The sequence below is a fragment of the Pyrococcus kukulkanii genome, from assembly GCF_041647995.1.
In the GTDB taxonomy this organism is placed as follows: Archaea; Methanobacteriota_B; Thermococci; order Thermococcales; family Thermococcaceae; genus Pyrococcus.
Genome location: NZ_JARRIB010000002.1, coordinates 154364 through 173138 on the forward strand (window position 1 = coordinate 154364; position 18775 = coordinate 173138).

General features: G+C 42.6%; 14 protein-coding genes and 1 pseudogene. 1 reads left to right on the forward strand and 14 read right to left on the reverse strand.

Annotated elements, in window-relative coordinates:
* Nucleotides 1–7: 7 nt before the first annotated feature.
* The 14 genes from P8X24_RS04880 to P8X24_RS04945 form a co-directional block, all read right to left on the reverse strand.
* Complete coding sequence (locus tag P8X24_RS04880; RefSeq protein WP_372914340.1) at nucleotides 8–1078, reverse strand: N-acetylneuraminate synthase family protein; 1071 nt, start codon at nucleotides 1076–1078, stop codon at nucleotides 8–10.
* Complete coding sequence (locus P8X24_RS04885; RefSeq protein WP_372914341.1) at nucleotides 1056–2738, reverse strand: cytidylyltransferase domain-containing protein; 1683 nt, start codon at nucleotides 2736–2738, stop codon at nucleotides 1056–1058. Before P8X24_RS04885 ends, P8X24_RS04880 begins: the two co-directional genes overlap by 23 nt.
* On the reverse strand, nucleotides 2739–4409 hold the full coding sequence (locus tag P8X24_RS04890) for a hypothetical protein (protein ID WP_372914342.1): 1671 nt from the start codon (nucleotides 4407–4409) through the stop codon (nucleotides 2739–2741). It abuts the gene before it with no gap.
* A 188-nt stretch (nucleotides 4410–4597) separates the two neighbouring features.
* Entirely contained in the window at nucleotides 4598–6262 is a 1665-nt protein-coding gene (locus P8X24_RS04895) for a hypothetical protein (protein ID WP_372914343.1), read from the reverse strand.
* Complete coding sequence (locus P8X24_RS04900; RefSeq protein WP_372914344.1) at nucleotides 6259–7545, reverse strand: glycosyltransferase; 1287 nt, start codon at nucleotides 7543–7545, stop codon at nucleotides 6259–6261. The genes P8X24_RS04895 and P8X24_RS04900 overlap by 4 nt, the downstream gene beginning before the upstream one ends.
* 5 nt (nucleotides 7546–7550) lie before the next feature.
* Nucleotides 7551–8636, reverse strand: coding sequence for a glycosyltransferase family 4 protein (locus P8X24_RS04905; protein ID WP_372914345.1), 1086 nt, complete (start codon nucleotides 8634–8636; stop codon nucleotides 7551–7553).
* On the reverse strand, nucleotides 8608–9783 hold the full coding sequence (locus tag P8X24_RS04910) for a hypothetical protein (RefSeq protein WP_372914346.1): 1176 nt from the start codon (nucleotides 9781–9783) through the stop codon (nucleotides 8608–8610). Before P8X24_RS04910 ends, P8X24_RS04905 begins: the two co-directional genes overlap by 29 nt.
* Nucleotides 9784–9832: 49 nt before the next feature.
* Nucleotides 9833–10870, reverse strand: coding sequence for a DUF354 domain-containing protein (locus P8X24_RS04915; protein ID WP_372914347.1), 1038 nt, complete (start codon nucleotides 10868–10870; stop codon nucleotides 9833–9835).
* On the reverse strand, nucleotides 10851–12107 hold the full coding sequence (locus P8X24_RS04920) for a nucleotide sugar dehydrogenase (protein WP_372914348.1): 1257 nt from the start codon (nucleotides 12105–12107) through the stop codon (nucleotides 10851–10853). Before P8X24_RS04920 ends, P8X24_RS04915 begins: the two co-directional genes overlap by 20 nt.
* Before the next feature lies 1 nt (nucleotide 12108).
* Nucleotides 12109–12987: a glycosyltransferase family 2 protein gene (locus P8X24_RS04925; protein ID WP_372914349.1), complete on the reverse strand. Its 879-nt coding sequence runs from the start codon at nucleotides 12985–12987 to the stop codon at nucleotides 12109–12111.
* Between the two features lie 78 nt (nucleotides 12988–13065).
* On the reverse strand, nucleotides 13066–15741 hold the full coding sequence (locus P8X24_RS04930) for a valine--tRNA ligase (RefSeq protein WP_372914350.1): 2676 nt from the start codon (nucleotides 15739–15741) through the stop codon (nucleotides 13066–13068).
* A 105-nt stretch (nucleotides 15742–15846) separates the two neighbouring features.
* Complete coding sequence (locus P8X24_RS04935) at nucleotides 15847–16926, reverse strand: AAA family ATPase (RefSeq protein ID WP_372914351.1); 1080 nt, start codon at nucleotides 16924–16926, stop codon at nucleotides 15847–15849.
* An 85-nt stretch (nucleotides 16927–17011) separates the two neighbouring features.
* Nucleotides 17012–17440: a type II toxin-antitoxin system VapC family toxin gene (locus P8X24_RS04940; protein ID WP_372914352.1), complete on the reverse strand. Its 429-nt coding sequence runs from the start codon at nucleotides 17438–17440 to the stop codon at nucleotides 17012–17014.
* Complete coding sequence (locus tag P8X24_RS04945; protein ID WP_068320863.1) at nucleotides 17425–17688, reverse strand: hypothetical protein; 264 nt, start codon at nucleotides 17686–17688, stop codon at nucleotides 17425–17427. The genes P8X24_RS04940 and P8X24_RS04945 overlap by 16 nt, the downstream gene beginning before the upstream one ends.
* Before the next feature lie 276 nt (nucleotides 17689–17964).
* Between P8X24_RS04945 and P8X24_RS04950 the strand changes: the two are divergent.
* Nucleotides 17965–18763, forward strand: a pseudogene (locus tag P8X24_RS04950) (AAA family ATPase); the annotation flags it as partial.
* Nucleotides 18764–18775: the final 12 nt, after the last annotated feature.

Here is an 18775-nt window from a genome sequence, read left to right on the forward strand (position 1 = left end):
AGTTAGACTACTTTTTAAACTGGATCTTGTTAAATGTCAATACCTCATCCTCTTCAATGTCATCTAAGGCTATTCCTCCTATTACATGGTCAATCATCCATGGTGGAATTCCTGTTCCTGGTCTTTTCCACGTAATATCCTCTTCCTCAATGACCTTTCCCTTAGGAATGTGTCTTTTAGCAACTAAGCTTCTTCTTGCATATTTTCTTGAGACTTCTTCACTTGGTAGATAATGCTTTTCAAATTTTCCAATAATTCTCTTAATGAACTTCATTTTTTCAATAACTCTCTTTAAGTCGTGATAGTCCATTGCATGATAGTGGTCATTTCCAGGCAAACTCTTGTTCCATGTATAATGTTTCTCAATAACTTGAGCACCTAAAAGCCATGCTGTTATCAAAACCTCATCAACATGCTCCGGAAGTGTATGATCTGAGTAACCGATAATATAATCCGGAAATAATTCTCTCATTTTTTTAATGGCTCCAAGGTTGGCATTTTCGTACTTTGTTGGGTAGTTTAGAACACAATGTAAAAGAATTATTTGATCGTTTCCTTCTTCTTTGATCCATTCAATGGCTCTCCAAATTTCAGAAATCGTTGAAGCACCAGTTGAAAGTATAATCGGCTTTCCTTTCTTGGCGATGTACTTTAAGAATGGTTTGTTAGTTATGTCGGCAGAAGCTATCTTATAAGCCGGAACCAGAGGTTCTAAGAAGTCAGCACTCTCTATATCAAAGGGAGTAGCGAGGAAGTCAATTTTGTATGCTTTGGCGTAATCTGCTAGCTCCTCAAACTCATTCTTCCAGAATTTGTCATACTTCTTGAACAGCTCGTATTGGGACTTCGTTGGCTCTTTTGTTGTATCCCAGTACGCTGGAGAGTATTTTGATGCTAGGGTTTCTGCTTTGTAAACTTGGAACTTTATTGAATCTCCTCCGGCTCTGGCAACCTCTTCAATCATTTGTTTTGCTCTTTCGATGTCTCCCTCATGGTTTACGCCAGCTTCTGCAATGATATAGGGCAAGTCGAATTCGTTTCTCTTGATAACTCTTTTACCAAGCTTGATCTCTCTCATTCTTCCACCTCCAATACTCGGAGAGTATTTCGTTGATAACTCTGTTAATCCCCTGTCTTATAACTTTAGAGGCCTCAATTTGTGCCAAGTACATTCTTTTTCTTAAGTATGAGTCATTAGCGATTTCTTTAATAGTGTTTAATATATCTTCTTGATTTACTGTGCAAGCAATTCCGAGGTATTTAATTCCTCTATGATATCGAGCAAACAAATGTAAAGTTTCTCTATCATTCTGAGCAATGCTGATTGTGGGAATCCCCATAGCTGTTAGTTCATAGATAGTCCGGCCATTAGACGTTATTGCAATGTCTGCTCTTCTCATTAATCTAGGCATGTTTTTGACATTTTGATGTACTTCAATATGCTCCTTCCAGGTATTTAACCTATTTAATAATGTTATTAGTTCCGCCTTATGGGAGTACCCTGGCCCTATTACCGTGATCACTCTTTCTATTGATGTCTCTGAGAAAATTTCCGGTACAAGCTGCAAAACTTTGCATGTTAAATTATTTTGATCCACACCTCCAAAACTTATGAATAATGTTTTTGGGGGATCCCTAAATTCTATCGGGGAATATAAGTAGAATTTCTCGTTTAAACATTCGTACTCATAACCAAATCTGTGATTGGGGTTTGGATTAGTTTTTTCATATAAAGCATTAAAGACTAAATGTGCCTCATCGGCACCTTCACCAAGATCCTCAAAATTGACTACAAAAACTCCAAGCTCCTTTAACTTTTTGATATACCCAAAATCTGTATCAAGGATATCGTTTATTACAATATCGGGATGTATCTCTGCAATTCTTTTAATGAGATTATCCTTCGAGGTGACAATAACCTGATACCCTGCATCGTGTATCACTTTTATTGCCTGCTCATTGCTTTCATAAGTTAAGAAAAGAACCTCGTGACCAATAAATCTGTCCGCAAGAGTTAACGTTCTATAAATGTGCCCCATACCAATTTTTTCATTTCCGTTAACCACAAACAGGATTTTTAACCTACGCAGGAATGTTTCAGCAATAAGCCAGTCTATAGGTGTGTCTATGTCTAAACCTTCAATCTCGTCCAAAATAAAAATTCCAATATTTCTACCAAATCTGGAATCCTTTGTTATGAATTCTCGTTTTGTTATTAAAAATGCTCCCGTCTCTTTGTATTTTTTAGGAAGCCATTGTCGGTTTAATCTCTCTTTGTAATCTGGGACAATTTTGGTGCCCTCTTCTTTCCAGTATAAATGAGTAGCATCTATCACGGGAACTAAGGTGTCCAAATTTTCAGAAATGAATTTTTCAATAGCTCTATCTAATGTCTTTGGCTTTAGCAGGGGGGATGTAGGCTGAAGAGTTACAACTACGTCATACTGCTTGTTTAGCATGTTTTCCATATAAATTGTAGCATCCCAAATTACTGGATCTAACGTTATATTATCCAATGCTAATTCGGGAGGCCGCTTCCTGAGATAAACTGGGAAATTTGAGGCGTATTCCAGTATATCTTCGTCATCGGAGGTTATCACAACATCCGTTATGTACTTGCTCTGTAAAGCATTCTGGATCTGATAATAAATCAATGGTTTTCCTCCTAATAAGCGGAGATTTTTTCTTCGTATGCCTTTGGAACCCCCGCGGGCAGGTATAACGGCTAATATGTCCATTTATATATCCCTCCGTATACTGCTGACTAGAGATAACACGATTTTTGCACCCCTTTCACTAGCTTGTCCATCAAGTTTGTAAAAATAATCCCTTATAAATTTTTTATGATGATTTATTATCTTTTTTTTGTATTTTTTATAATTCAATACCATATCCTTAATTTTCTTTTTGAGCTCTTCAAGGTTATTAATAGAAATCGCATATTCCCCAAAAGGATTATCTTCTCCTACTATAGGCGCCAATGAGATAATGGGAATTTCATACAATAATGCCTCGATACCAGCTGTAGAAGTTATTGTTATTAGAATGTCCGTACATTTCAACACCTCATGTAGCTCTTTCCTTGTAGTTTCTAGACGTATTAAAGAGTTATTTGATAATATTTTGTTGTATTTTGATAATATCTTATTATATACTGAAATGTTTTCTCTAGGGTGAGGTTTAATAATAAATTTAACTGGCAGTTTGAAGTCACTAATCGCGTTGCAGATTCTTTGTATAATAGCTTTGTTTATCTCTAGGTACCCGGGTTGGGTGGCAAATGTTATTGTAAACGAAAATGAATTTTGCTTATGGTATGAAATGTTATTTTTGGGGAATTTTTTGTCATATATTGGATTTCCAATAATCTCAATTTGATCTCTAGTAGCACCCCAATAGCTCAGCACTTGTCTGAATATCTCACCCCAAACTAAAATCTTATCAGATATTGGGATTCCCGTCGGTACGTCTTTGCGATATATTCCATGTTGCACTTCTATAACAGGAATTTTTAATTTTTTGGCCATTCTTACGAACATTCTTATATGTGCTGCGCGATCGTCTCCAACAATAACTATTTTGGGACTAGTGTGGTAATAAACTTTCTCGGAGACTCCACGCCCAATTGTTAGATCTAGTAGAGTCTGAGATAATGTCCATAATGGGAGTTTTCTAAGTGGCGCTATCCAATGTAAGCTTTTTTGAGGAATTTTCTGTGTATGTAGCACTAAATTGTATGTTTTCCAGGCTTTGATAAGTGATTTTATTTTAAATTTTGGTTCAAAAATAGTTTCGACCCTATATGGAACCAGTTGAGTTATAATCTGCTTATCTCCTAAAAGATATATATCCGAAACATGCCCCATTTTAGTTAGTTTATCTACTATAGGCCAAGTTGCTTTAAGATAGTTTATATTTGCAGAAACGACCAAAAGGATATTTATTGCTCTGTTTTTTTTGTTCTTATGGTTAAAAGTTATCCTATATACACTCCATCTTTTATATTGCTCCCTTAATAAGTATAATAATACTGGAGCAAAAAATAATATGATTTGTTTTATAGATTGATACCAAGAGGGTTCTATAAACTCAACTTCCTGATTTTTGTTTCTTTTTGACATGACTATTATAGCTTCTTCTGAAAATCTATTTTGAAGTACTATTTTCGAAATGTTCTTATTGATGATATTTCTAGTTAATATCTCGTTTTTGATATAGTACTTATATATCGCAACTGGTTGTACAATATCGAGAAACTCATATTCCTTTGCTTTAGTTTCGAGTTTTAAACGGAGATCCAATGCTGAGTTGAGTATTCTCTCTTTTCTGTGTGATGGAATTAGGGACATGTAGTCTAAAAGACGCGCATTAATACCGTATCTTTGTCTAAGATACTCTTTTACGTCCAAGCTGTTACAGTACACAATTACATTATCATACTGCCGTCTATATCTCTGTAATACAAAATGCACCAACGCTAACTCTATGAATCTTTTGAATCGAGTTAGAATTTTAAATATAATGTTTGACTCTATAGCACTATCTGAATACTTTTCTGTCAAAATTATTGCGAGATTTCTCTTGTTTTGTGACATATCTACCACCTAGTTTTTAGTATCTTGATAGCATGACTAGTGTAAATAACATCATTCTGATAAAAAATGTTCTCTCTAAGTTTCAATCCAAGATAACGTGCATAGTGCATGCCCTTGGGACTGTACATGATGTAATTAACGTTAGTATTATATGTAATTTTCCTCAGAATGGATACTTTAGCAATGTCATATCTACTTGGGTAAAGCTCTCTTGCTTGTAGGACTCTTGAGTGTGGGGGTAAATAGCGGTCGACAAAATATCCTCCTGTTAATAGTTGTTTATCTTCTATGAACACTTGGGATCCAACTGTTAAGTTGGTCATAACGTTGAATGTATATGCCACTGGAGCCATTATCAAAATCACCATTAGAATACACCTTATGGCCTTTTTTGCTTTGAAGCTGGGTATATATCTCGAAAGCGGTATAAACACAACCTGAAACACCCTCTGTCCAAGGAAGGTTGTTATCAATCCAATCACGAACAGAAGCCCACTTGACATCATCACGGAGATGTCAAACACGAGCTGGTGAGATAGCTTTCCTGAAGTGATGGCACGTTTTAACTCTAAAATAAACGAATACAAAATGATCCCTCCCAACAAAATCAGAATAATCCTCAATATCCATGCTTGAGTCTCGACTATCCATTTAGGAACCAGCTCGTAATGGGGGTGAGGAGTGTATTTTATCGGTCCGAGGGCTCCGGATTTTCTAAAAAAGTTTGCAAACACCCACCAGGTCTCACCCTGAACCTTTCCCCAGCTTTCAATAAATACTTTAATAGGTGCTGAGAGTAGGTTGTAAAACAGATACACGAACCCGAATCCCCAAGTAGAGACCATTATCCCAATCGTTGAGTCCTTTATTCCCGGCTGTTTAAGGATAACCCTGTTATACACTACAACCCCTAGGACGGGAAGGATATAAAACAGGAACATGAATGGGTGAGTAAAGACCAGCGCGAACCAGAGAATCAGGATAAGGGCGAGAACCTTTAGTGGTTGCTCACCTTCTATGTAGTCAAAGGTTAATCTGTAGAGGTAGGGAAGGAATGCAAGTGCAAGGGTTTGAGGGGCAACTTGGTCGTTGATAACGTAGAAGGAGAGCACAATATACGTCGCCAAGGATAGAATTGCGAATTTTGTGTCTCTGTCCTTTTTGTAATAGTACAGAATTAATCCGACATAAAAAGCTCCCAAAAACACGAACAGTCCAACCGTGTAGATGGAGATTTTGCCTATTCCCCCAATCAGCATCATGGATATTTCCAAGATGAATGAAACCGGATAAGATAGATACGAGAGCGAGTGGACTGAGAGGGCTTCATGTGTTATTCTTCCAGATGAAAGCAGGAACTCAATTGCAGTAGATGGCCAGATGTCTGTTTGTTCATAAGGAACGACAAAATAAAGGTTCGTTATGTAAAATAGTGCCCCATACATAAGTCCAATGATGACCAAGAACCATTTACCCCTTCGGTTTAGATTTAGGGAGGCGACGAGAAGGTAAGAGGACAGAATCAGCAATACCCAGTGAATAACAGGAACGGCTTTTAGTATGTTCGGGCCGTTGATTGAATACGAGAACTTGGGGAGATGTAGAATGTAGGTTAGATCAATTAGGAATACTAACAGCGATGTCAGGATTAGATGGGTTCGTTTCATGTGTCTTCACCCTTTTCAAGTAGTTGTCTGTATGCGCGGTTCACTCTTTCCGAATGCTTCTTAAATGACCTATTCTTCAGTACGTGCTTGTACCCAAAGAATCCCATTTTCTTTCTATCCTTCGGAGACAACATCAAGTGCTCCACTATACCTGACAGCGAAGTCGGTATTGACTCCCATCCAACTAATATACCTCCTTTCGATCCAGATACCACCCGTTTTTGCTCGGGTATCTCAGAGTTTGCAACAACTGCAAGTCCAGTTCCAAGGTACTCAAAGAGTTTACATGGCGAAGAGACTAAATGTGCTTGGTTCGGTTTTATGAGAGAAATCCCAATATCGCTAATTTGATAGTATTTTACAATTTCTTTAGGGGACACCCATCCAGTAATTATTATCTTGTTCTTGTTTGCGATATTGTTATCTTCGGCATATTTCTTTATCTCTTCTACCTCATCCCCCCTTCCAACCAATACGAGTTTTAAGTTCTTGTATTTTTTCAGTACAGGAGTCAATGCTTTAACGAATCTGCTGACTCGGCGAGACCTGCTTATGCTCCCGGGATAAAGGATAATAACATCATTTTCATCGAATCCTAACAGCTTGCGTAGATTTCTCCTCTTCTCTTTTGATGGAGGATAAAAAACGTCCGGATCAAACCCGAGAGGCAATGTAATCTGTTTATCCTCGGGGATCCCGAGTTCTCTTGCGAACTTTATTTTCATCTCCCGGCTTATTGGTAAGATCAAATCAAAATGTCGCATTAAACGGTAGAGGAGTATCTTATAAAAAAACCACCAATACAATAACCTCAAGATTCCAACGCGTTTTTCCTTAAATGCGTCTGCCACCCCTTCATAGAACAGGAATGAATAATTAAGGACTATTGGAACATTGGAATACTTCTTTTTGAGAAGTATTGCCACGACAACGCCTTCTATTGTGTCTCTAACTTGAAGAATTACTTTTTCATTCTTTTTTTGTTTAAGCTGTTGCGAGAGAAACTTAAAACTTTCAATTGCAAATCTAATTAGACTCATTAATTCTGATATCAGAGAAGATGCATTAAAGGGTATCAAATACAGGTTTACATTTTCCCATTTTTTTATTGTGGGCTCCTGGACCTCTGGGGAGGGTGCAATCCACCATATATTATATCCTAACCTGGGTAAATACTTATTGTATACCCCCATTGTTTCAGGCCATGCTGGAAAGTCTTCTGTAAATGGCTTTTGTTTTATTAAATAGAGAGTTACACTATTCAAATTTGACTGTTTTGCCACAATGATCACCCAAGCAACTTTTTGTACACTTCAAGTGTTTGTTTTGCAATCTTCTCCCATGTGAACTGTTCCGCGTACTTTCTTATCTTCTCCCTGTCCCACTCCTTTTCAAGGGCTATTAAAATTTTCTCCGCAAGGCACTCAGGGTCTGCTGGAGGGCAGAGTAGACCGTAATCTTTGGAGGTTATTATCTCGGGGACACCGCCAACGGCAGTCCCAACGAACGGTAAACCAACGCCTAAAGCCTCGAACATCACCGTGGGGTTCCCCTCGCTCAAACTCGGCAGGACGAAGAGATCGGCGGCGTTCATCCAGAGAGCAAGCTGGTCATCTGGGACAAAGCCTAACAGTTTAACATGATTTTGAAGACCAAGTCTGTTTATTTGTTTTTGTAACTTGTCTCTAAGAGGTCCTTTTCCGACTATAAAGCATCTAACATCTGTCCTGTTGTATCTGTTGACGATGATATCCATAGCGTCAATAAGATATCTTTGTCCTTTTTTCTCTAAAAGTAGCGCAACGTTCAACAAAACCCTATCATTTGGATTTAACCCAAGCATTTTTCTGGCTTCATCTTTAGGAATACTGGGTAACCTTCCCGGATTGTATCCATTGGGCACAACTATAATTTTCTCATCATATTTTTTAACTGCTTTTAATATTGCGGATTTTTGGCGTGAGGACACAACTATAAATACATCAGAACCTCTAAGCACAGAGGACAAAATATGTTTATGTTTTTTGGCAAACAACGGAGTGTTAGAGTAGTGAAAAGTAACTATCAATGGAAACTTGAAAAACTTCTTTAAAAAAGTAGCACTAATTGCTGGGATGAATCCTCCAAGAGGGCCTGAGGCTTGAATGTGAACTATATCCAAATCCTTGTGTGACTTAATAAGTTTAAAGGACAGTCCAATAGTTCTCTTGTACAGTTTAACAATATCAGAAATTATATGAGGATACTCCCTCTCAGGGCTTATATTGTAAACTTCCACTTCGACCCCTAACTTTCTGAGGGCTTTTGTCAGTTCTTTGGTGTGAGTTGAGACACCTCCAGCCTTTTCAATGGGCCCAACCATGAGAACTTTCATTACCCTGTCCCCCCATGGATATCAGCGTAGCCAATGCAAGCATCATCCACGCCTGCGCCCATCTCATGTATGGAATCTTGTTAACGAATCCGAGCCATCTGTGGGCGTAAAAATATCCAGCTGGGTCTTGCATATTTTTAATTGTCCATCCCGCTATCTTCTCGGCAAACTCTAAATATTTGGGATTTTTAAATGCTTTGTAGAGCTTTGAGAAGGTTATTATTCCCTGGGCTTGATTGTGGATATCAATCGGATACTTTATGGGATACCTATAATAAGACCATCCCTCGGGAGAGAACTGACGGTTCATATAAAAATCTACGCCCTTTTCTATGGCTTCTAGAGTTCTATTCCTTAGGTTCTCCTCCGTGATGTAAGGCAAAAACGAAACAAGTCCATCAATTATAAACCCCTGATGGTAATCAATCTGCCAGTAATAAACCCCTGAGTCGGCATATAGAGAATATGGCCACGCACCATCATCCCTTTGATGGTTAATCAGGAGTTTTATAGCTTCCTCTCCAATATCGATGAGAGTATAATCAGGACTGTATTTTAAGAAAGAGGAAATTGTTTCAAGCGCAAGTGCTGAAACATTAAAGACTATTTTGCCTTTCTCCTCTGGGGTGTACTTGAAGTAGGCAGTATCATTAGATTTCTCCAAAAGCTCATCCAGCAGGAATCTCATACCCTTACGGGCAAGAATGAAGTATTTTTTCTTGCCTAAAATCTCATAAGCAACAAGGAATGACTTCAATGACTCAGTTACGCAGATTATATCGGGTAGGGAGTGGGAGAGATAATGTTTTGGGGCAATATATGGAAAATAGTAGCTAGCACAGGAGAATTTGTTGATACTATTACTAATGTTTTGACTTTCCAACGCTTTTAGAAGGGTTTTGGCTTCAATCTTGAATTCTTCACGGTCAGTTATAGCATAGAGATAGAGATATCCCCTCGAAAATAAAGCGAGAGCTTTATTCGCACACCCCTTTTGTATTCCAAAGAATGGACGGAGATTTAGAGGTGAATAGAGATTTAACTGGATCACTGCAATGTTCAATATCCTCTTATTCGCAAACTTTCCGGATATCTTGCCACTGAGTCCATCATAGGGATCCCAACCCAAGTATTTCTCCTTCTTCACCCAAGAGTATAGTGAGCTAAGAGAGTCGAAAAACATCTGTTTACTCATCTCAATCCCCAATTACAGCTATTATCAGATTAATTACCTGTTCCTTAACCTGTTTTGCTCTTTCAAACTCTCTTTTCCATTTTTTATTCCAATTCTCGATAACGTACTCCACAATCTCTCCCGGCTCTCTTGAGTGGAGCATCTTTCCCCTCTCAACTAAATCCCTATCCACGGCGAGCAACCTCTGACCCGGGAAGAATGACACCGCGGGCACACCCATTACTGCCGCCTCCCTCGCCATTGTTCCCGAGCCTGTAAGGGTTGCCTTTGAATGGTAAATCAAATTCAACCCATCGAGCGCTTTTGGGGGGATGTAAACGTTGCTGAAACCGTTTGCTAGCCTTCTCTCCTCTTCATTTCTGGGCAGGTACACGACGTTTATGCTCTCTCTTTCAAAAAGTTTGAGTAACTCAGGCACTAGGGATTCCCCGTGGAGGACATAGAGGGATGTCAACGATTCAGGCCTTAACACTACGTATTCCTTAAAGGGGATGCCACTTTTCTCGATAAAGCTGGGGTCTGGAGTGAAGTCCGCTATGTATATGTGCTCCTTGTAGCCCGGATAGGTAATGATCTTATCTCCGAAATAACTCCTGAAGGTCTCCCCTGCGGCTTCTGGAACGAGAACGACGTCAGCCAGCTTCTTTATTCTTGACTCGATTCTCTGAAAGAGAGGCTTCTTTCCAATGAACTTAAGATCATTGTCCAGCATCAGAACAATCTTCATTCCTCTTAACTTTCCTGCAGGGAGTGGCATGGCGTTTTCAAAGCTCAGGAGGAGTTTTGCCCTGGGCGCTTTGTAAAGTAGCCTAAATGTCCTTCCCGCGAATGATAAGGACTTCATAAGCGGGTTATATCTGTCTGAACCAAAAACTTCACCATCGAGCCCGTACATCCGTATCAATTGTGAAGTTTCACCTCTATTAAAACCGGTCACGTAAATGGAGTATCCCCTAAGCTCTCTGATCAGCGCAGCGATTACGTGGACTTGAGGTGTGTTTGAAATGTCTGCCCAGATATCATAGGTTTTCCTTACCATTTCCGAGCACCTTTACTATAAAGCCTGCCTTGTGCCATCTCTCGTGATCAAGGATATTGCGGGCGTCAAACACGTATCTGCGTCTCATGAGTTTTCCTATGCTCTCTGGGTCAAGGAATTTAAAAACATCGTGGTCGGTGATGACAACCAGACAATCGCTGTCCTTAACGGCCTCCTCAAGGCTTAGGAGGGGATAATCAAACTCCTTAACGAATGGGTCATGAACTTTAACCTTGAACCCAGCGTTCTCCGCAAGCTTAATGAACCTCAGTGCAGGCGTTTCTCTAGCATCATCGACGTTCCCCTTGTATGCAACCCCAAGAACCGTAATCGTCGGATACTTTACATCTTTCAGCATTTCTTGAATCTTACGAAGGACATAGTTGGGCATCGTATCGTTTATGTGCCTAGCAAGTGCTATCATTTTTCCATTGGATGAGTCTTGGATAACGAACCATGGGTCAATTGCTATGCAGTGCCCACCCACGCCAGGGCCAGGCTTGTGAAGGTTGACCCTCGGATGCCTATTAGCAAGCTCAATGGCCTCCCAGATGTTAATTTCATACTCTTCTGCAATCTTGGCGAGTTCGTTGACTAGGGCGATATTGACATCTCGATAGGTATTCTCGATTAACTTTACGAACTCTGCAGTAGTAGCGTCTGTCAAGTAAATGTTGCCCTTAACGAACGAAGAGTAGAGCTTTTTAGCAAGCTCCGCGGATTTGCGGGTTATACCTCCTATTATCCTATCATTGTGAACCATCTCATAGAGAGTTCTCCCAGGAATGGCACGTTCCGGACAGTGGGCAACATAGAAATCGGTGCCTGCCCTTAGCCCACTTTTTTCTAATATTGGAACAAGAATCCGTTCAGTTGTTCTGGGGGGAACAGTTGATTCAAGGATGACCAGATTACCCTTCTGAAGGTGGGGCCATATCATTTCTGCAGCTGATTTGACGTATTTGAGATCGGCTGCCTTAGTGTGTTCATCTAGAGGAGTTGGAACGGCGATCAAAAAGACATCGGACTCTTCAACTTTGGTGCTTGCCCTAAAGTTGCTTCGAGCTTTTTCAAAGAGTTCCTTAAGCCCAGGCTCTTGAAATGGTAACTGACCAGAGTTAAGCATTTTGACTTTTTCTTCGTTAACGTCGACTCCTATTACTTCATGCCCACTTGCCGCAAACAGGAGTGCAGTTGGTAGACCTATGTATCCTAGACCGAGGACGGAGATCTTCATTCTAACCACCTTTCACTATCTTTGCAAGTGCATTCAACGTCAATCCCGCGATAAAAAGTTGGATCCCGATTATAGTAAATATCCCCGCCCCTATAGTCTGGGTTAAGTAAACCCTCCCACCGTTGTAATAGGGTTTCAGCCCTAAATACCCCAAGATCCCAGCTATGATAAAGGATATCAGGCTCAAGACCCCAAACAGTAAAAGGGGTCTCTTGTACCCAATCATGCTAACGATATTCGTCAGCACGCTAACTCCATGGGTTACTGGATGCTTTTTGTGCCTGTTTGGAACGTCATAGCGGACGTTTATTGGAACCTCCACGATCCTCAGGCCCTTCTCGGACAGCTTATGGATCATCTCGCTCTCGACATGGTACCCATCGGCACTCAGCTCCAAGTTCTCTAGGGCTTTCCTGTTCAGGGCCCTAAACCCGCTCTGCGAATCGGTGATTTTAGCCCCAGATGCGAGGGCCGTTGTCTTGTTAAGAACCCAGAGCCCCAGCCTCCTGTACAGGGGGATGTTCTTGTGGGCACCGTTTAAGTACCTCGATCCTATGACCATGTCGGCCTCACCGTTCAGGATGGGTTTTAGAAGTAGGGGGATCTCGTCGGGGTCGTGCTGACCGTCGGCATCCAAACAAACAACGGCATCATAATTATTCTCCAACGCATATCTGAAACCCGTCTTTAGGGCCTGGCCCTTCCCCTTATTAGCCTCGTGCCTAAGGGTGATGGCCCCAGCTTTTTTAGCGATGTCAGAAGTCCTATCGATTGATCCATCATCAACTACGAGAACATCACCATACTTCTTAGCCAAGGTAACAACTGATCCAATAGTTAATTCCTCATTGTAAGCGGGAATTATTATTAATGTCCTCATGTTCCATCCGGTAATTACGATAAGTGGGAAGCCTTAAAAATTAAACGGTAAACGGTTGTCCAAAAATTAAAATTAAGGTTAGAAGAACAGAATGACAACATCATCCACGACGGCCGTCTCAACCTCCTCTCCCTCGCTGAACACAGCCTTTCTAAGCACTACATCCTCCCTGCCCAGCTCCACCCTCGTTCCACCGACCTCGAACTCCACCTTACCCTTCTCCTTCAGCTCCCTCGCGATATCATCCGCATTCTCCCTCAAGTACTCGGCAATCTTCGGAACGAGCTTCCCGTACCTCGGCCCCACCCTCTTGAAGTTCGGCTTTATCTCCACGACCCTCTCCTCGAGCTGGGGCTCCCCCTTCACGACCTCAAGCCTCTCGATGTTCATCGTTCCCTTTATGTCCCTCTCTATCAGCTTAACGAGCTCGTAGCTCTCGGTCGCGTAGATTGCCACGTGCTCGAGCTTTGCGTTCAATGGCAACCCGTGGGAGTTCTTGTACTTCCTCATCTCGCTAACGATCTTCCTAGCCAGCTCTCCAACCCTCTCAGCCTCCTCGTCTATCCTCTCCTCGCTGTACTCTGGCCACTCCAGTAAGTGGACGCTCTTGACCTTGACCTTGTCCTTGAATAAGTGGTGGTAGAGCTCTTCTGTTATATGCGGGACGAAGGGGGCTAGCAGCAACAATAGGTTCCACAGCAGCTCGTACAATGCCACTTTAGCCTTCACCTTGCTCTCCTCGTCCTCCCCGTACAGCCTGTACTTTACCATCTCTATGTAATCGTCAGCAACCTCGTGCCATATGAATGTCATGAGCTCCCTGGTTATCAGGTTGAACCTGTACCTCTCCAGCTCCTCCGTGGCGAACTTTATCAGCCTGTGCAGCCTCGAGAGTATCCACCTGTCGAGGGGTTCAAGCTCCAAATCCTTGTACTTCTCGTACTCGAAGCCCTTGATATGCCTCTCGGCAAAGCGGTAGATGTTCCAGACCTTCTGCAAAAACCTGAAGTTGTAATCGACCGTCTCCCACTTGAACGGATGATCCTCCCCTGGAGGGGCTAAAGCAGTCCACAGCCTTAGAGCATCTGCACCGTACTTTGGAATAACCTCGTCTGGAGCTACTACATTCCCGTAGCTCTTGCTCATCTTCCTCCCGTCCGGCCCGGCAACCATTCCGTTGATCACTATATCTTTCCATGGCTTCTCCCCGGTAAGCTTGTACGTCCTGTATATCGTGTAGAAGGCCCACGTCCTAATTATGTCGGTTCCCTGGGGCCTTAACGCTGCTGGGAAGTTGTGCTTGAACCACTTCTTCGCCTCCTCATCCCCCTTAATCGCATCGTACCACTTGGTGATTATCAGCGGGGTTATGCTGGAGTCAACCCAGCAGTCGAGTACATCTGTCACTGGCTCTAATTCTGCTCCACAGACAGGGCACCTCTCCACCGGGGGCTTGTCGAACCTGGGGTCTACGGGAAGATCTTCCTCCCTAGCCGGAACTATATGACCGTTCTTGCACACCCAGAACGGGAACGGAGTCCCGAATACCCTCTGCCTGCTTATCACCCAGTCCCAGTCCATGCTCTCGGCCCAGTCCTTTAATCGGAGGAACATGTCCTCGGGGTACCAGTTGATCTCCTTCGCTACCTTCACGATCTCATCGGTAAAGTCCTTCACCTTTATGAACCACTGCTTCTTGGGCAACAGCTCAATCGGGGCCATGCATGAGCTCCTTTCCGTGTGCCTAAGGACTCTGTGCCTTATCTTCTCCTTCTTGTAGAGAAGACCCATCTTCTCGAGGTCTTCTGCTATTTTCTTCCTCGCCTCCTCGACCTTAAGCCCAGCGTAGGGCCCGGCCTTCTCGTTCATCGTCCCATCCTCGTTGATCGCGATTATCACGGGAAGGTTGTACCTCTTTTGCCAGACTATATCCTGCTCATCACCATAGGTACAATTGTACACCGCTCCAGTCCCGAAGTTCGGATCCACGTCCTCATCCGCTAGAATTGGAACCTCCCTCTCGAAGATCGGTAGCCTAACCTTCTTCCCCACTAAGTGCTTGTACCTCTCATCGTCCGGATGGACGAATACTGCAACACATGCAGGCATTAGCTCTGGCCTCGTGGTCGCTATCGGGATGTAGCCGGAACCGTCAGCCAAGGGAAGCTTTATGTAGTATAGGTAGCCCTCCTCCTCAACATAGCCTACCTCGGCCTTAGCAAGGGAGGTCCTGCACTTGGGGCACCAGTAAACGGGGTGCTCCTCCCTGTAAAGTAGTCCCTTCTCGTAGAACTTGAGCAAAGTGTATTGTACTGTGGCCTTGTACTCGTCGTCCATGGTGTGGTACTCAAGATCCCAGTCAGCTGAGTAGCCTATCCTTATGAACTGGTTCCTCATAGCTTCAATTGCCTGCCAGGTCCACTCAACGCACTTCTTCAGGAACTCCTCGGGCTGATCCTTTGTTATCCCGAACTCCTTCTCAACCTTTAACTCGGTTGGAAGCCCGTGGTTGTCGAAGCCTTGGGGAAAGAGAACGTTGTAGCCCCTCATCCTCTTGTACCTCGCGATTATATCTATCCAGGTGTGACTCAGTACATGTCCCAAATGCAGGGTTCCGCTCGTGAAGGGTGGGGGTGTGTCTATTGCATAGCTCGGCCTGTTCTCGTCTAACCTGTACTTGTATACCTTCTCCTCGAGCCAGTACTTCTGCCACTTAGGCTCTATCTCGTTAGGGTCGTACTTCTTCGGTAGCATAGGCACCACCTACTAAGAACTAACCCAGGAAGAAGAGTTGATTGGTTTGGGCTAAAGGTAGCGGTGGACGATATACACCACCAAACCCTTTAAATGAGGGGCCCCTTAAAAACCTTGCTTAAAGACCATTTCAAGGATTGGATCAGCGATCCTGTACTCTCCCCTAACCTTCTCGAGGAATGATGACTTGACTAGGTTCGTCAATAGCCTGTGCACCACGCTGTCAGATATGGACTTCTTCTCCCTCCTCTCAAGGAACTCCTTTATCTCGCTCCACCTTTTATTCCCTAAAGCTACGGCCCTCATAACCGCGATGTACCTTTTCCTTGCAAATTCATGCCTCCTCAGGAACTCCTCAAATTCACTCTTGGCCAAGAGTGTGGCCTTCTTTAGCGTGGCCTCAAGGGCCCTCTCCGGGTTCTTCAAAGCTGACATTCCGAAGAGGACGAGCCATCCGACTATTCCATCCAATGCCCTAACTGCCTCTCCTATCGTTTCATCGGCAACGTTAACGTTGCACTGCTCGAATCCTATCCTGAGGAACTCCCTGCTCTGCTCTTCGCTGAACCTTGAGAGGGTGATTTCCTCAAAGTACCTCCCGAATAGGGGGGCGTTTGGATCTTCAATGCCCAGGAAGTCGTAGAGGAGGCCGACCTCGCTTCCCGTGACAACTATCCTAAGCTCGGTGTAATCGTAGAGGTGGGCTATTAGACCGGTTAACTTTCTCCCGATTGGGCCCTTAGCGTACTGCACCTCATCGAACGCGATTACAACGTCGAGCCTCTCGAGGGTTTCAAATAGTTCTAGGAGATCTACTCCCCTCTCCCCCCAAGAGAGGTATATTCCAGAACCAAGAATTTGGATTCCAGATATGTGGGAAAGTATCTCTTTAATCTTAGTTTTTATGTCCTTTCTCTCCCTAATTAACCTGTTAAGGCCCGCCTCTATCCTCTTGTAGAGGTCAAACTCCGAGCTCGGGTTGACGCCCCTCATGTCCACGAGAATGTAGGGGGCATTGGCTTCGTTAAGACCCACGAGCAAAAGCGAAGTTTTCCCTAACCTTCTTATCCCCGTTATAACCGTTAAGGGCCTTTTAGACTCTAAGGCAGTTATGAACTCTTCAAGCTCCCTTTTCCTGTCGAATAAATCCTCTCTCTTTGTTTTTGGTCTTAGATCGAAGTACAAGACTTCACCCCCAGAAGTTAACTTCTCCTCCAGAAGTTATAACCTTAACTTTTGTTTTAAATCAAAAATTGATGGGACTCAAGAATCAGGGGACTCTATAGAAGCCATATATTTCGAAGTCATGGTCAAAGGTGAAAGCCGTTATTATCCTGAGACGCTCCATTATCGCAAAGCTGAGACAATCAACTAGATCCATACCATCATGGTCTTCAAATTTTTCAAAGATTTTCCAAGCCTTATTCCAATCTTCCTCTGTTTCATTTTCAATTATTATGAACCCACTTGAGAGTATAATATTTTTTAATTCAAGTGCAGTCCTCTTCCCTACTCGCTTAGAGGTGCCGTTAAGAAACTCCATTAGAACTGGACGACCTACAACGAATCTTATTCCCTTAGTGACGCTCTCCTTAAAGAATGCAACGGCCTTAGCGTGATTTTCATCCTTTGTATTAAAAAATGCTATTAGGGCTCCTGTGTCCATATAAATCATCTCTGGCTTTACTTGCTTCGCCATTCAACTACACCCCAGTCATCTCTCTCACTGGCTTTTGTATCTTCAATGTCAAGTAACCCAATGCCCTTCCAAATTGGATCTTTATATATCTCCTTTTCAATGTCTTCTTTCAATTTCTTTGCATACTCAGTAAGAATGTCTCTCAGGACAGCCTTTAGAGGTATCCTCTTTTTTATTGCGAGCATTTTGAGAATTTCGTAAGTCTCCATATCAACCTCAGTTTGGACGATTTTTGTAGTTGATGACATTTTAATATCACCAACTTAGCTTTTGCATTTAATGATTAAAAATATTGCTATTAAATTAACTGGCCATAAACTATGATATATCGAGCTCCAATTTTCAGTTTCTGCCTAAATGGACTAAAACCTCCAATTACTGCATCCCCGCCCTAAAGGGGAGGCTTTCAAAAGAAAAATGTAAATGCATTTTACCTCCTAAAAGAATTTGAAGACGTGAAATTATACCTCCCCTCTATATTTGAAGGCATAATCTTTAAGTACTAATCAGGCTTAGTACTAATCATGATTAGTCAATTTGTTGACAGGGAGAGGGAAATCAAAATTTTGGAGAGGGAATGGAAGAATACTCCCTCCTTCGTTGTCATATACGGCAGGAGAAGAATCGGGAAAACCAGGCTTTTATTGGAGTTTTCACGAGATAAAAAAGACTTTCTTTCACACATTCTTAGAGGGAACAAGGGAGAGTCAGATTAAGTCCCTGCGTGAGGGACTGGCAGAATTCTTTGGAGATGAAATTTTCCTGAGTTTGAATGACTGGTACAGGCTCTTCAAGTACCTAGCTTCGAAAATCGAGGAGAAAACTTTGATAATTCTTGACGAGTTCACATATGCAGTAAAAGCCGATAGGACAATTCTAAGTGCCCTTCAGAGGGCGTGGGATCATGATTTAAGCTCGAAGGATGTTATGCTCGTGATTTCCGGCTCGCTCATGGGCATGATGGAAGAGGAAGTTTTGAGCTACTCCTCCCCACTCTATGGAAGGAGAACCGCGGGCTTCAAGTTAAAGCCCTTGAGTCTTTTCGATTCCCTCCGCTTTTTCAGGGGCTTTGAGGTCGGACTTAAAGCTTACATGCTCCTCGGCGGAGTTCCTGCCTATCTGCTTATCGCCTCAAAGTATACATCAATAGAGGATCTCGTCGAAGAAGAGTTTCTGTCGCCCCAGGGATTCTTCTATGACGAGCCCTACATCGTTCTGTCCCAGGAATTAAGGGAGCTCGGCTTTTACTTCTCCCTTTTGCTTGCCATGGCCACGGGAAAGAGGCGCCCCTCGGAGATAGCTAATTACATAGGTGTTGAGGGCAGAAAAATCTAC

Coding starts and splice junctions, on each gene's coding strand:
- P8X24_RS04915 (WP_372914347.1), bottom strand. CDS start 10,870: ATGGTAAGGAAAACCTATGATATCTGGGCAGACATTTCAAACACACCT.
- P8X24_RS04880 (WP_372914340.1), bottom strand. CDS start 1,078: ATGAGAGAGATCAAGCTTGGTAAAAGAGTTATCAAGAGAAACGAATTC.
- P8X24_RS04940 (WP_372914352.1), bottom strand. CDS start 17,440: ATGGCGAAGCAAGTAAAGCCAGAGATGATTTATATGGACACAGGAGCC.
- P8X24_RS04920 (WP_372914348.1), bottom strand. CDS start 12,107: ATGAAGATCTCCGTCCTCGGTCTAGGATACATAGGTCTACCAACTGCA.
- P8X24_RS04905 (WP_372914345.1), bottom strand. CDS start 8,636: ATGAAAGTTCTCATGGTTGGGCCCATTGAAAAGGCTGGAGGTGTCTCA.
- P8X24_RS04895 (WP_372914343.1), bottom strand. CDS start 6,262: ATGAAACGAACCCATCTAATCCTGACATCGCTGTTAGTATTCCTAATT.
- P8X24_RS04945 (WP_068320863.1), bottom strand. CDS start 17,688: ATGTCATCAACTACAAAAATCGTCCAAACTGAGGTTGATATGGAGACT.
- P8X24_RS04925 (WP_372914349.1), bottom strand. CDS start 12,987: ATGAGGACATTAATAATAATTCCCGCTTACAATGAGGAATTAACTATT.
- P8X24_RS04885 (WP_372914341.1), bottom strand. CDS start 2,738: ATGGACATATTAGCCGTTATACCTGCCCGCGGGGGTTCCAAAGGCATA.
- P8X24_RS04930 (WP_372914350.1), bottom strand. CDS start 15,741: ATGCTACCGAAGAAGTACGACCCTAACGAGATAGAGCCTAAGTGGCAG.